This is a genomic window from Aeromicrobium sp. WCS2018Hpa-31, from assembly GCF_031843905.1.
Taxonomy (GTDB): domain Bacteria; phylum Actinomycetota; class Actinomycetes; order Propionibacteriales; family Nocardioidaceae; genus Aeromicrobium.
The window spans coordinates 157642-170677 of sequence record NZ_JAVTJF010000006.1 but is presented as its reverse complement, the minus strand read 5'-3'; the positions used below and the strand labels follow the sequence as shown (position 1 = coordinate 170677).

Below are 13036 nucleotides of genomic sequence, written 5' to 3'. Positions count from 1 at the left end.
CCTCGGCGCACTCACGGTGCGAGCGTGGCCGGCAGTGTCGCGTAGCCCCGCAGGATGCGAGTGGGTCGGCGGGTGGCCCCCGGCTCGAGCCGCAGGTCAGGGAACCGCTCGAAGATCGTGCGCAGGCCGACCTCGCCCTCCATGCGGGCCAGCGCCGCTCCGAGGCAGTAGTGCCGCCCCGAGGAGAACGACACGTGGTCGCCTGCGTTGGCGCGGGTCACGTCGAAGCGCGCCGGGTCGGTGAAGACCTCGGGATCGCGGTTGGCGCCGGCCAGCAGGGTGGTGATCATCGAGCCGCGCGGCACTCGTTCGCCGGCGATCTCGGTGTCACGCACCGCCATGCGTCCGGTGAGGAGCACCGGCGGGTCGTGGCGCAGCGCCTCGTCGACGGCGTTCGGCCACACGGCGGGGTCCTCGCGCAGCACGGCGAGCTGTTCGGGGTGGTCGTGCAGCAGCCGGATCCCGTTGCCCAGCAGGTTCACCGTCGTCTCGAAGCCGGCCGCCAGCACCAGTCCCGCGGTGGACTTGAGCTCGGCGTCGCTCAGCACCTCCCCGTCGTCGTGCGCGGTCACCAGCTGGCTCAGCAGGTCGTCACCAGGCTCTCGGCGCACCTTCTCGATGTGCTGCTCGAGCCAGCGGTCGAACTCGGTCAACGACGACTCGACCCGACGGAAGACCGACCACGACAGCCCGAGGTCGAGCGAGGGCGCCGCGCCGGTGCCGAAGCGCAGGACCCGGTGCTGGTCCTCCCTCGGCACACCGAGGATCTCGGCGATCACCGTGACCGGCAGCTGCGAGCAGTAGGCCTCGACCAGGTCCACGGGCCGGGTCGGGTCGAGGCCTTCGAGCAGCTCGTCGGCGATCTGCTGGGTGCGCTCCCTCAGGCCCTGCACGGCCTTCACCGAGAAGACACGGGTGACGAGCTTGCGGTACCGGGTGTGGTCCGGCGGCTCGGTGACCAGCAGCGACGGCGGGGTCAGCGGGCCGAGCGGCGCGGACCGGAAGGCCCAGCCACTGACCTTGGCCAGCGGTCCGCCCGGCCCGAAGTCGATGCCGGTCCGCATGTCGGGACTCGTCAGCACCTCCTTGACCACCGGCTGCGTGGCCGTGACGTAGGCGAACCGCGCACGGTGCAGCGGTCCCCCGGCGCGGATCTGGTCGAACAGTGCGAAGGTCTCGGCCTCGTCGGACGCCTCGATCAGACGACCGTGCAGGTCGCCCCGCTTGGACGAGCCACGGATGGCAGCCCGCGGCAGAGCGTGCCCGAGTCCCCACCGCAGGGTGCTGGCCGCACGGGCCCCCGCCTGCGACCTGACCTGGTGCTGGATCGACATGCCGTCTCCTGTCGTGCCGTCAGCGTCGGATACCGCGAGTATCACCACTCCTGGACGCGTGCGCTCCGTCGGCGCGCCTCTTCGAGCTGCGGCGGATCTTCCACGTGAGAAATGTAACTCTCGGTGACATCCTCGCGACAGAAGCCCTCACGGAGGCTCGGAGGCCCTAGTGTCAGCCCCGCGCCGTTCGCGTCATCCCCTGGTAGCGAAGCGGTGGCAGCGCCCCTGCTCTCGTACAAGGAGAGCAGGGGCGCCCCGGGCTCACGCAGGCGCGAGCACCCTTGATCATACGTACGTCCAACTTCTCCGCTCGCCGACGCGACGGCGGGAACCGGGGCTAGGGCTCGCGCACCACGTGGGTGATGCCGAGCTCCTCCATCCAGGCCAGGTCCTGGTCCGACGACACCCCGAGCGCGACGGCGTCGGCCTCGATCTTCGAGGCCAGCGTGGCGATCGACTCCACCAGGACCCGCCGGCTCGGGTCCTCGGCGAGGCCCTGGACGAGGGAGGCGTCGATGCGGATGACGTCGGGCGAGAGCAGCAGGATGTGGCGCAGGTCGGCCGATCCGTCACCGACGCGGTCCACCGCCACCCGGGCCCCCAGCAGACGCAGCGGCTGCAGCAGGCCGGTGAGCTCCTCGTAGTCGTCGATCTTCTCGTCGACGTCGAACCGGAGCATGAGCCGCGAGGGCGGCATGGCCGAGATCAGGGCCTGGAACGCCGGGTCCCGGAGCGCCTCGGCCGACAACGAGGTGCTGACCACCGGGGCGGTCGAGTCCTCCACCGCGGCGAGCGTCTGCGTCAGGACCGAGAGCTCCAGCTCGACCCCTCGACCCAGCTCGCGGGCCTCGGCGAGCCGGCGGCGGAACGGCACCCCGTCGCCGAAACGGGCGACCGCCTCCTGGCCGACCACGGCGCCGGTCGCGACCTCGATCACGGGCAGCAGGTCGATCCTGGTGTTGACGTCGAGCGCCTCGTCGACCGTGGCGGCGAGGTCGCGCAGCCTGCCGTCGACCTCCTCCTCCACCTCGATGAGGCGCATGATCAGCACCGCCGTGGCCCTCAGGACCTCCGCCTGGGCAGGCGACAGGTCGGGGCGTGGCTTCCGCGAGAACGCGCAGAGCGTGCCGAACAGCTCCCCGCTGCGGCGCATCATCGGCACACCCACGTAGGCGCCGATGCCCAGGTAGGAGGTGTGGAACGCGTCGACGGTGAGGGGGTCACGCGACGTGTCGGGGACGACCTCCTCGAGCCTCCCGCTCGTGATCATCTCGCAGTACGTGCCCTCGTACGGCTCGTTGAAGCCGATCTCGATGGGCAGGTCGACGTCGGAGACGAGCGCCCGGAACGTGCGGCGGTCGCCCTCGATCTCGCTGATGAACGCGACGTTGAGACCCAGCTCGCGGCGCACCAGCTCCACCATGGACGTCGCCGCCGTCCGTGCATCCGATCGTGTCTCGCTCACACACCACGCCCATCCGTGCCCCGAACCGTGACGCCCATCATCGCAGGTGCGGGATCCACCAGGTCAACCGCGGACGAACCGCTCCACAGGACCTGCTGCACCCGCACCACGGCGTCGCGGTCGAGCGGCCCGCGCACGTGCGGGAAGAGCACGTCGTCCCCGACGCCCGGCGGTGGCACCGGGACGGCGGCCTCGCGCACGACGGGAGCCCGCAGCCGGGACTCGTCCAGGTGAAGCACCAGCAGCGGGCGCTGCGCGTCGGAGTAGAACGCCGTGGCGACCGCCAGCGTCGTGGCCACGTCGGGCGAGCAGTGCACGAAGCCCTCGGCCTCCAGCGACGCCGGCGCGTAGGGGCGGTCGGGCTCGGCCGTCCAGGCCGCCGCGGGAACCAGGTGCAGGAGGCCCGTGGGAGCGGTGTCGTCGACTGCGGTCACGAGGACATCGGACCACGACCATCGTCCACGAGGGAATGTCGGGCCGGTCCCGATGCTTGACGTGGGCATGAAGAACATCGGCTTCCTCTCCTTCGGGCACTGGTCGGACTCGCCGCACTCGGCCACGCGCAGCGCCTCCGACGTGCTCCACCAGTCGATCGAGCTGGCCGAGGCCGTGGAGGACCTGGGGGGCGACGGGGCCTACTACCGGGTGCACCACTTCGCCCAGCAGCTCGCGTCGCCCTTCCCGCTGCTGGCCGCCGTCGGCGCGCGGACGAGTCGGATCGAGATCGGCACCGGCGTCATCGACATGCGGTACGAGAACCCGCTGTACATGGCGGAGACCGCGGGGGCGGCCGACCTCATCAGCGACGGCCGGCTCCAGCTCGGCATCAGCCGCGGATCACCGGAGCAGGTGATCGACGGCTACCGCTACTTCGGCTACGTGCCGAGCGAGGGCCAGAGCGACGCCGACCTGGCACGCCAGCACACGCAGGTGCTCCTGCACGTGCTGGAGGGTGAAGGCTTCGCCGAGCCGAATCCGCGTCCGATGTTCCCCAACCCTCCGGGCTTGCTGCGGCCCGAGCCGCACTCCCCCGGTCTGCGCGACCGCATCTGGTGGGGCGCCGGCAGCCGGGCGACCGCCGAGTGGACCGCGCAGCAGGGCATGAACCTCATGAGCTCCACGCTCCTCACCGAGGACACCGGGGTGCCGTTCCACGAGCTGCAGGCCGAGCAGATCCAGCGGTTCCGCGACGCGTGGAAGGAGGCGGGGCACGACCGCGAGCCGCGCGTGTCGGTGAGCCGCAGCATCTTCGCCCTCGTCGACGACCGTGACCGTGCGTACTTCGGCGGCTCGGGCGGGGACGACCAGGTCGGCTACATCGACGGTGGCCGCGCACGGTTCGGCAAGACCTACGCCGCCGAGCCGGACCAGCTCGTGGAGCAGCTGCGCGAGGACTCCGCCGTCGAGGCCGCCGACACCCTGCTGCTCACCGTGCCCAACCAGCTGGGCGTCGAGTACAACGCCCACGTGGTGGAGAGCATCCTGAAGCACGTCGCGCCCGAGCTCGGCTGGCGCTGAGTCGGCTCGGGGCCTCGTCCTGGGGCGCACGCGAGGGTCCGTGCGCGCCGGACGGCGGAAGTGGGAGACTCGTGTCTCGATGAGCCCAGCCGACGAGAACGTGCCGCCCACCGAGCCCGACGTCCCCGAGCTGCCCGTGCCGTGGGTCGCCCGCGTCCCCACCTACGGGGACGTGGAGGCCCTCGTGGCGCTGCGCCACCTCGACGAGCTCCAGGGCACGGGCGAGGCGCACGTCGACCCGGCGGGCATCGAGAACGAGGTCGCCGGGCAGGCGTCGTGGACCCGACGTCAGCTCGTCGCGGTGGGTGACGACGACGTGCCGCGGGCCTGGATCACGGTGCACGACCGAGCCGCGGGGCGTGCGCTCGTGTGGGGCTACTTCGACCGCGACGTCGCCGAGGTCGACGAGATCGCCCGCATCTTCTACGCCTGGGCCGAGGACGTCGCGATCCTCATGGCACGGATCCGCGGCATCACCGAGACCCGGCTCGACGAGAGCCCGTTCGGCGGCGACACCCGGCAGGCGGGCTGGCTGCGCGACGCGGGGTACGCCAAGCGCCGCACCTGGCTGCACATGGAGCGCCCGGTCACGCCGGAGGACGCCGAGCTCGAGCCCCGCGAGGGCGTGCTCGTGCGCACCGTCGAGAAGCACGAGAACGGGTTCCCGGTCGCCGCGGACCTGCAGACCGTGCACCACATGCTCGAGACGTCGTTCGAGGACCACTTCAACAACTACCGCGAGTCGTTCCCGGAGTTCGTCCAGCGCATGCGCGAGGAGCCCGGGCACCGCTGGGACCAGTGGTGGCTGGCCTACGTCACCGACGAGGACGGCGAGCAGGTCCCGGCCGGCACGGTGGTCTGCTCCGTGCTGCCCGGCAAGGACGGCGGACCCGAGGGCTCGTACGTCGAGTACATCGGCGTCAACCGGCACGCGCGCGGACGAGGCGTCGCCAAGTCGCTGCTCGCAGCCGTCATCAGCGACGCGGCCCGTCGCGGACGCAACCGTGTCGGCCTCGAGGTCGACGACGACTCCCCCACGTCGGCCGACCAGCTCTACCTGTCGCTCGGCTGGGAGACCGACTACGTGACCGACTCGTGGTTCAAGGACCTCACGCTGGAGTGAGGCCACCGCGCGGATCGGCTTGCGTCCCGCCGCGACGTCCGTAGCGTCGACATCGCAAGCACCTGCACCCGACGCAAGGGAGTCACCCATGCCCACACGCACCGCACGCACCGCCTGGGACGGCGGCTTCGAGGACGGCTCCGGCCAGGTCGAGCTGACCAGCTCGGGCCTCGGGACGTTCGAGATGTCGTTCCCGAAGCGCTCGTCCGAGGACGGCGGCGGCGCCACCAACCCCGAGGAGCTGCTCGGGGCGGCGCACTCGTCCTGCTACACCATGCAGCTGACCGCGCTGCTGGGCCAGAAGGGCGCGACCGTCCACACCATCGAGACCAAGGCCGACGTCTCGCTCGGCAAGGACGAGGCCGACGGCGGCTTCAAGATCACGAAGATCGCCCTCACCGTCCGCGGCGAGGTCGGCGGTGTCGACGAGGCCGGCTTCCTGGAGGCCGCCGAGGCCGCGAAGGTCGGCTGCCCCATCAGCAAGGCCCTCGCGTCGGTCGAGGACATCACGCTCGACGCCGCCCTGGAGAGCTGACCGGCAGACGTCAGCCGCGCACGGCGGCGGCCGCGTCCTCGAAGCGTTCGGGGGCGTAGCCGTCGCCGCTGTCCGGTCCCGCACCACGTCCGGCCCCGCCCCGTTCCTCCCCGAGCGCCTCCGAGGGGTCGACCAGGCGGACCTCGTGGCCGTCGAGGTGCAGTCGCCGGACCCCCTCCAGCAGCATCCGTCGGGCCACGTCGTTGACCCGGTGCACGCGCTCGAGGTCGAGCACGACGACCCCGGCGCCCTCGGGCTCCTCGGTGAGGCTGCGCAGCACCCGCTCGGCCTCGACGAACCTCAGGTCGCCGGACACCTCGTGCACCGCCGCGCCGGAGTCCTCGACGTACCGACGCACGACCGAGCGCGCCGCCTCGGAGACCTCCATCAGGTGCAGACCCATGTCGCGCGAGAGCCGCTCGAACACCCTGACGCCACGGGCGCTGTTGCCGTGGCGGTCGAGTCGCGGCGAGAAGACGGCGATGCCCACCTGTCCGGGCAGCACGCCGATGAGACCGCCGGCCACCCCGCTCTTGGCCGGGATCCCGACGGTCGTCAGCCAGTCCCCGGCGGCGTCGTACATGCCGCAGGTCGCCATGACGCTCAGCACCTGACGGCTCACGTGGGGCTCGAGCAGCTGCGTCCCGTCCGGTCCACGCCCCTGGGCCGCGAGCACCGCGGCCATGCGAGCGAGGTCGGAGACCGTCACCGAGACCGAGCACTGACGGGTGTAGCCGCGGACCACGTCGGGCGCGTCCGCCTGCAGCGTCCCCACCGTGCGCAGCATGTACGCGATCGCCAGGTTGCGGTCGGCCGTGTCGAGCTCGGAGGTGAAGACCGCCTCGTCCACGTCGAGGTCGCGCCCGGCGAGGCGGGAGTAGAGCGCGAGGATCCGCGCGAAGCGCGCCTCTGCGTCGTCACCCTTCACGAGGGCGTGCGCCGCGATCGCGCCGGCGTTGATCATCGGGTTGCGCGGCCGCCCCGAGGACGGCTCGAGCGAGATCTCGTTGAACGCGTCGCCGGAGGGCTCCACGTCGATCGTGCGCAGCACCCCGTCGAGACCCTGGTCCGCGATCGCGAGCGCGTACGTGAACGGCTTGGAGATCGACTGGATGGAGAACGACGACTCGGCGTCACCGGCGGTCCACACCGTCCCGTCGAGCGTGGACACCGCGATGGCCAGACGGTCGGGGTCGGCCTGCGCGAGCTCGGGGATGTAGTCGGCCACGGCACCGTCGTCGGCGGCGCACTCGCCGAGCACCTGCTCGAGGTAGTCGGGAACGGGTGTCCTCATGACGCGATGCTGCCACGGACACGAACGCCGGCGGCCACCCCGGTGCAGCCGCCCGTCGCCGCGCGCCTCTAGCGTCGGAGGCGTCGGGGACGAGCCCCGGCACGATCGGGAGGCAGCCCCATGCACGCACCCAAGACCACCGCCGTGACGACGTCGCACGACGCGGACCGCACCTTCGGTGCACTCGTCGAGACCGTCGAGTCCGGCTCCTACACCGTCACCACGCGCGACGACGCGTCGCGCACCATCGCGTTCACGAGCGGCAAGACCGCCTTCTCCTGGGGCCACGAGTACCTGGCCACCGTGACCCCGGCCGCCAGCGGCGCGAACCTCGAGGTCGTCGCCGGTGGCCTCGACGACAAGCCCAAGGCCCTCCTCGACGACCGCAAGAACGTGAAGGCGGGGGCCAAGGTCGTCGAGGCCGTGAAGGCCGCGCTCGGCGACTGACGCGGGACGTCGGAGCCTCTTCGAGGGGCACTGATGTCCGCGCGCGATGTCACGATGACCCCGTGCGCCAGTCCCTCGCTCCCTACCGTCTGCGGTCGCAACGACTCGTGGGCCCCGGCCTGCCCGATCCGGTCGCGGTCGTGCGCCACCTCGGCGCCGTGCAGTCGCAGGAGCACACCACGGCGCCGTGGAGCATCGCGCGGCGGTGCGGCGCCACGCTGACCCAGGTGCTGGACACCCTCGACGTCGGACGGGTCGTCCGGACCCACGTCCTGCGCACGACCTGGCACCACGTGCACCTCGACGACCTCCCGCTCGTCGTGGCCGCCACGGGCGACCGTGTGATGGCCCAGGTCGTCCCGCACGTCCGTCGTCAGGGTGTCGACGAGGCGACCCTGGTGGCCTCGAGCGAGGTGGTCTCCGCCGCGGTCCGGGAGACGCCGGGGTGCACCCGCGACGTCATCGCCGACCGCCTCGCCGCCGCGGGTCTGCCCGCCCGGGGCGACGTCCTGGCCCACGTCGTCATGGCGACGGAGCTGCGGGGTGAGATCGCCGGTCGTCGCGACCCCGGCACCCAGCACCGCTACCACCCCGTCGTCCTCACGCCCTCCCCCCTCGACGCCCAGGCGGCCCGGGCGTGGCTGGCCGCCACCTACGTGCGCGGCCACGGGCCGACCGGTGCCGCCGATCTCGCCTGGTGGTCCAGCCTCACGCTCACGCAGGCGCGGCGCGCCCTCGTCGACGCGGGGCTGCACGAGGTGCAGGTCGCGGGTCGGTCGCTGTGGACCGACATCGACGCCGGCACCCTCGAGTCCGAGCGCGTCGACGTCCCGCCGGTGCTGCTGCTCGCGAACTTCGACGAGCTGATCTCCCACGCGCGCGACGGCGACCTGCGGGCCGAGGTGGGTCCGCGCTACGACGACGTCCTGGGCGGGGTCGGGATCCTGGTCCTCGACGGTCGCCTCGCCGGGAGCTGGAACCGCTCGGTGAGCGCAGGTCGGCTCGACGTCACGGTGCGGACCGACGCGTCGCTGTCGCCGCGACACCGCGCGGCCCTCGACGAGGAGGCGCAGGCTCTCGCCACCTTCAGCGGGCTCGCCGAGGCGCGCGTCGCGGTGTCCTGAGCCTGCGCCGAGCACCGTCTCGGGGCTCGCGAAACGCTGCGCCGTCGACGTCGCCGTGGCACGGTGAGAGCACGGCTCCGCGGTGGTCGAACCGGGCGTTCGGCGTCGGACCCTCCGCGCTACCCTGGAGCCGCACCGTGTCCAGTGCGCAGGGAACCAACCGGAAGAGGCGATCGAGGCCGTGGCCGAGTCCTCACATGACCCGTCAACCCCCGATTTCGGGACGAACCAGTGGCTCGTCGAGGAGATGTTCGACCAGTACCGGGCCGACCCCTCCTCCGTCGACCAGACCTGGGTGACGTTCTTCGAGGAGGGCGACGGAGCAGCGCTGGCCGCGAGCAACGGCAGCGCCCCGTCGGCCAACGGCAGCACGGCCACGACGTCTCCCGCCTCGAAGGCCGAGCCGGCTCCGAAGGCGCAGCCCGCCGCCAAGAAGGCCGAGCCCGCCGCGGAGAAGCCCGAGCCGGCCACGAAGGCGCAGCCCGCCGCGGAGAAGCCTGAGCCCGCCAAGAAGGCCGAGCCCGCCAAGAGCGCCGAGCCGGCGAAGAAGGCACAGCCCGCCGCCAGGAAGGCCGAGCCGAAGGCTGCGGCGTCCGCGGCGCCCACCCCGTCCGGTCCGGGCGAGGTCCAGCGCGTCCCGCTCAAGGGCGCGCCCGCGCGCACCGCGGCCAACATGGACGCGAGCCTCGAGGTCCCCACCGCCACGAGCGTGCGCGCCGTCCCCGTCAAGCTGCTCTTCGACAACCGCGTCGTGATCAACAACCACCTGGCCCGCGCCCGCGGCGGCAAGGTCTCGTTCACCCACCTCATCGGCTACGCCGTGGTCAAGGCCATCGCGTCCATGCCGGAGATGAACACCGGCTACGACGTCGACGAGAAGGGCAAGCCGGTCCAGCTCAAGCCCGAGCACGTCAACTTCGGCCTGGCGATCGACACCAAGAACGCCAAGGGCGAGCGTCAGCTGCTCGTCCCGTCGATCAACGCCGCGGAGACCATGACCTTCGCGCAGTTCTGGCAGGCCTACGAGGCCATGGTCAAGAAGGCGCGCGACGGCAAGCTGGAGGTCTCCGACTTCCTCGGCACCACCGTCAGCCTCACCAACCCCGGCGGCATCGGCACCAACCACTCGGTCCCCCGGCTCATGAAGGGCCAGGGCGTCATCGTCGGCGTCGGCTCCATGGACTACCCGCCGGAGTTCCAGGGCGCGTCCGAGCACACGATCGCCAACCTGGCCGTCAGCAAGATGATGACGCTCACGTCCACCTACGACCACCGCGTCATCCAGGGCGCGCAGTCCGGTGAGTTCCTCCGTCGTCTGCACCAGATGCTGCTGGGCGAGGAGGGCTTCTACGACGAGATCTTCCGCGCGCTGCGCATCCCGTACGAGCCGATCCGCTGGGCCCAGGACATCGCCGTCAGCCACGACGACGAGGTCCACCGCCAGGCCCGCGTGCTCGAGCTCATCCACGCCTTCCGCGTGCGCGGCCACCTCATGGCCGACACCAACCCGCTGGAGTACCGCCAGCGCAGCCACCCGGACCTCGACACCGCGTCGCACGGCCTCACGTTGTGGGACCTCGACCGTGAGTTCGCCACCGGCTCCTTCGCGAGCGGCAGCGGCAAGCGGTTCATGAAGCTGCGCGAGATCCTCGGCGTGCTGCGCGACTCCTACTGCCGTTCCATCGGCCTGGAGTACATGCACATCCAGGACCCGGGCGAGCGCCAGTGGCTCCAGGACCGCATCGAGGTCGGGCACACCAAGCCCCCGCGCGAGGAGCAGCTGCGCATCCTGCTCAAGCTCAACCAGGCCGAGGCCTTCGAGACGTTCCTGCAGACGAAGTTCGTCGGGCAGAAGCGCTTCAGCCTCGAGGGTGGCGAGACCACGATCCCGCTGCTCGACGAGATCTGCGAGGAGGCAGCCGGCGACGGCCTCGAGGAGGTCTGCATCGGCATGGCCCACCGCGGTCGCCTCAACGTCCTCGTGAACATCGCGGGCAAGAGCCCCGGCACCGTGTTCCGCGAGTTCGAGGGCAACATCGACCCGCGCACCGTGCAGGGCTCCGGCGACGTCAAGTACCACCTGGGCGTCGAGGGTGAGTTCCGCTCCGAGCACGGCGACACGATCAAGGTCTCCGTCGCGGCCAACCCGTCGCACCTCGAGGTCGTCGACCCCGTGCTGGAGGGCATCACGCGCGCCAAGCAGGACCGCCTGAACCGTGGCGCCGAGTTCCCGGTGCTGCCGGTGCTCGTGCACGGCGACGCCGCGTTCGCCGGCCAGGGCGTCGTGGCCGAGACGCTCAACCTCTCGCAGCTGCGCGGCTACCGCACCGGCGGCACGATCCACCTGATCGTCAACAACCAGGTCGGCTTCACCACCAGTCCGTCGTCTTCGCGGTCCTCCACGTACTGCACCGACGTCGCCCGCATGGTGCAGGCGCCGATCTTCCACGTCAACGGCGACGACCCGGAGGCGTGCATCCGCGTCGCCGACCTCGCCTACGAGTACCGCAAGACGTTCAACAAGGACGTCGTGATCGACCTCGTCTGCTACCGCCGTCGCGGTCACAACGAGGGCGACGACCCCTCGTTCACCCAGCCGCTGATGTACGACACGATCAACGCCAAGAAGTCGGTGCGCAAGCTCTACACCGAGGCGCTGGTCGGTCGCGGCGACATCACGATCGAGGAGGCCGAGGCGGCCCTGGCCGACTACCAGTCGCAGCTGGAGCGCAACTTCGCCGACGTCAAGGAGGCGTCCTCGGGCGAGCTGGAGTACACGCGGACCCCCGACTACCCCGAGAAGCCCGAGCAGGCGGGTGCGCTCGAGACCGCGATCACGCCGGAGACGATGAAGGCCATCTCGTCGGCCTACACGTCGGTCCCCGACGGCTTCACGGTGCACCCGAAGGTGCTGCCCCAGCTCCAGCGACGCGCGCAGTCCATCGAGACCGGCCCGATCGACTGGGGCACCGGCGAGATCCTCGCCATGGGCTCGCTGCTGCTCGACGGACGCCCCGTGCGCCTCGCCGGCCAGGACTCGCGCCGCGGCACCTTCTCGTCACGCTTCGCGACGATCATCGACCGCAACGACGCGAGCGAGTGGACCCCGCTGGCCCACGTCGGCGACGAGCAGGCGACGTTCTACATCTACGACTCGCTGCTCAGCGAGTATGCCGCGCTCGGCTTCGAGTACGGCTACTCGGTGGCCCGCCCCGAGGCGCTCACCATGTGGGAGGCGCAGTTCGGCGACTTCGTCAACGGCGCCCAGTCCGTCATCGACGAGTACATCTCCTCGGGCGAGACGAAGTGGGGCCAGAAGTCCGGTGTCGTGCTGCTGCTGCCGCACGGCTACGAGGGCCAGGGCCCCGACCACTCGTCGGCACGCATCGAGCGCTTCCTGCAGCTCGCCGCGAACGACGAGATGACGATCGCCCAGCCGTCCACGTCGGCGTCGTACTTCCACCTGCTGCGCCGTCACACGCTCGAGGGTCAGCACCGCCCGCTCATCGTGTTCACGCCCAAGCAGCTGCTGCGCCGCAAGTCCGCGGCCTCGCAGCCGGACGAGTTCACGTCGGGCCAGTGGCGCCCGGTCATCGGCGACGACGCGGTCGACGCCGAGAACGTCGACACCGTGCTGCTGTGCTCGGGCCGGATCTCGCACGACCTGTTCGAGGAGCGCGCCAAGCGCGAGGGCGACAACCCGACCACGGCGATCGTGCGGCTCGAGCAGCTGTACCCGCGTCCGGTGGAGCAGATCAAGTCCGAGCTCGCCCGGTTCAGCGGCCTCAAGTCCGTGCGCTGGGTGCAGGACGAGCCGGCCAACCAGGGTCCCTGGCCCGACGCGGCGCTGCACTACCCCGAGGCCGTCGCGTCCGGCTCGCTCACGGTCGTCTCGCGTCCGGCGTCGTCCACGACGGCGGTCGGCTCGAAGGCGCGGCACGACGTCGAGCAGCGCGAGCTCATGGACGCCGCGTTCGCCTGACCCGTGTACTTCACCGATCGAGGCATCGAGGAGCTGGCGGCCCGCCGCGGCGAGGAGGACGTGTCCTTCGCGTGGCTGGCCGACCGGCTCGTCGAGTTCGTCGACCAGCACCCCGACTTCGAGGTGCCGGTCGAGCGGCTGGCGACCTGGCTGGCCCGCCTCGACGACGACGAGGACTGAGCGCGACGTGTCGGTGCAGGCTGCCAGACTGAAC

General features: G+C 71.3%; 11 protein-coding genes. 7 read left to right on the top strand and 4 right to left on the bottom strand.

Annotated features, from left to right (window positions below):
• Positions 1-11: 11 nt before the first annotated feature.
• The 3 genes from RQG84_RS09525 to RQG84_RS09515 all read right to left on the bottom strand — a co-directional run bounded on the left by RQG84_RS09525 (position 12) and on the right by RQG84_RS09515 (position 3233).
• A complete protein-coding gene (locus tag RQG84_RS09525; protein WP_311209846.1) occupies positions 12-1334 on the bottom strand; it encodes a cytochrome P450 in 1323 nt (440 codons plus the stop codon).
• Positions 1335-1671: 337 nt separating this feature from the next.
• Positions 1672-2799, bottom strand: a complete 1128-nt coding sequence (locus RQG84_RS09520; RefSeq protein WP_311209845.1) for an EAL domain-containing protein — start codon at positions 2797-2799, stop codon at positions 1672-1674.
• Positions 2796-3233 carry a DUF952 domain-containing protein gene (locus RQG84_RS09515; RefSeq protein WP_311209844.1) on the bottom strand — a complete coding sequence of 146 codons (438 nt, stop codon included), beginning with the start codon at positions 3231-3233 and terminating at the stop codon, positions 2796-2798. The genes RQG84_RS09520 and RQG84_RS09515 overlap by 4 nt, the downstream gene beginning before the upstream one ends.
• A gap of 67 nt (positions 3234-3300) precedes the next feature.
• On the opposite strand from RQG84_RS09515, the gene RQG84_RS09510 reads away from it, so the two are divergent.
• From RQG84_RS09510 to RQG84_RS09500, 3 genes are all read left to right on the top strand, one after another.
• Positions 3301-4317 (top strand): LLM class flavin-dependent oxidoreductase, encoded by a 1017-nt coding sequence (locus RQG84_RS09510; RefSeq protein ID WP_055966875.1) that lies wholly within the window; start codon positions 3301-3303, stop codon positions 4315-4317.
• Between the two features lie 79 nt (positions 4318-4396).
• Positions 4397-5440 (top strand): GNAT family N-acetyltransferase, encoded by a 1044-nt coding sequence (locus tag RQG84_RS09505; RefSeq protein ID WP_311209843.1) that lies wholly within the window; start codon positions 4397-4399, stop codon positions 5438-5440.
• Positions 5441-5528: 88 nt separating this feature from the next.
• On the top strand, positions 5529-5975 hold the full coding sequence (locus RQG84_RS09500) for an OsmC family peroxiredoxin (RefSeq protein ID WP_311209842.1): 447 nt from the start codon (positions 5529-5531) through the stop codon (positions 5973-5975).
• Between the two features lie 10 nt (positions 5976-5985).
• On the opposite strand, the gene RQG84_RS09495 is transcribed toward RQG84_RS09500, so the two are convergent.
• Positions 5986-7269 carry a glutaminase gene (locus RQG84_RS09495; protein WP_311209841.1) on the bottom strand — a complete coding sequence of 428 codons (1284 nt, stop codon included), beginning with the start codon at positions 7267-7269 and terminating at the stop codon, positions 5986-5988.
• A 120-nt stretch (positions 7270-7389) separates the two neighbouring features.
• Here RQG84_RS09495 and RQG84_RS09490 point away from each other — a divergent pair, with 120 nt between their 5' ends.
• The 4 genes from RQG84_RS09490 (at position 7390) to RQG84_RS09475 (ending at position 13002) form a co-directional block, all read left to right on the top strand.
• On the top strand, positions 7390-7716 hold the full coding sequence (locus tag RQG84_RS09490; protein WP_311209840.1) for a hypothetical protein: 327 nt from the start codon (positions 7390-7392) through the stop codon (positions 7714-7716).
• A gap of 62 nt (positions 7717-7778) precedes the next feature.
• Positions 7779-8840: a DNA glycosylase AlkZ-like family protein gene (locus tag RQG84_RS09485; RefSeq protein WP_311209839.1), complete on the top strand. Its 1062-nt coding sequence runs from the start codon at positions 7779-7781 to the stop codon at positions 8838-8840.
• A gap of 181 nt (positions 8841-9021) precedes the next feature.
• On the top strand, positions 9022-12822 hold the full coding sequence (locus RQG84_RS09480; protein WP_311209838.1) for a multifunctional oxoglutarate decarboxylase/oxoglutarate dehydrogenase thiamine pyrophosphate-binding subunit/dihydrolipoyllysine-residue succinyltransferase subunit: 3801 nt from the start codon (positions 9022-9024) through the stop codon (positions 12820-12822).
• 3 nt (positions 12823-12825) lie between these two features.
• Positions 12826-13002, top strand: a complete 177-nt coding sequence (locus RQG84_RS09475) for a DUF6104 family protein (RefSeq protein WP_156364744.1) — start codon at positions 12826-12828, stop codon at positions 13000-13002.
• Positions 13003-13036 lie beyond the last annotated feature (34 nt).

Bases quoted from the DNA above. Each gene is read 5' to 3' on its own strand.
- RQG84_RS09500 (WP_311209842.1), top strand. From the start codon at position 5,529: ATGCCCACACGCACCGCACGCACCGCCTGGGACGGCGGCTTCGAGGAC.
- RQG84_RS09490 (WP_311209840.1), top strand. From the start codon at position 7,390: ATGCACGCACCCAAGACCACCGCCGTGACGACGTCGCACGACGCGGAC.
- RQG84_RS09505 (WP_311209843.1), top strand. From the start codon at position 4,397: ATGAGCCCAGCCGACGAGAACGTGCCGCCCACCGAGCCCGACGTCCCC.
- RQG84_RS09495 (WP_311209841.1), bottom strand. From the start codon at position 7,269: ATGAGGACACCCGTTCCCGACTACCTCGAGCAGGTGCTCGGCGAGTGC.
- RQG84_RS09510 (WP_055966875.1), top strand. From the start codon at position 3,301: ATGAAGAACATCGGCTTCCTCTCCTTCGGGCACTGGTCGGACTCGCCG.
- RQG84_RS09525 (WP_311209846.1), bottom strand. From the start codon at position 1,334: ATGTCGATCCAGCACCAGGTCAGGTCGCAGGCGGGGGCCCGTGCGGCC.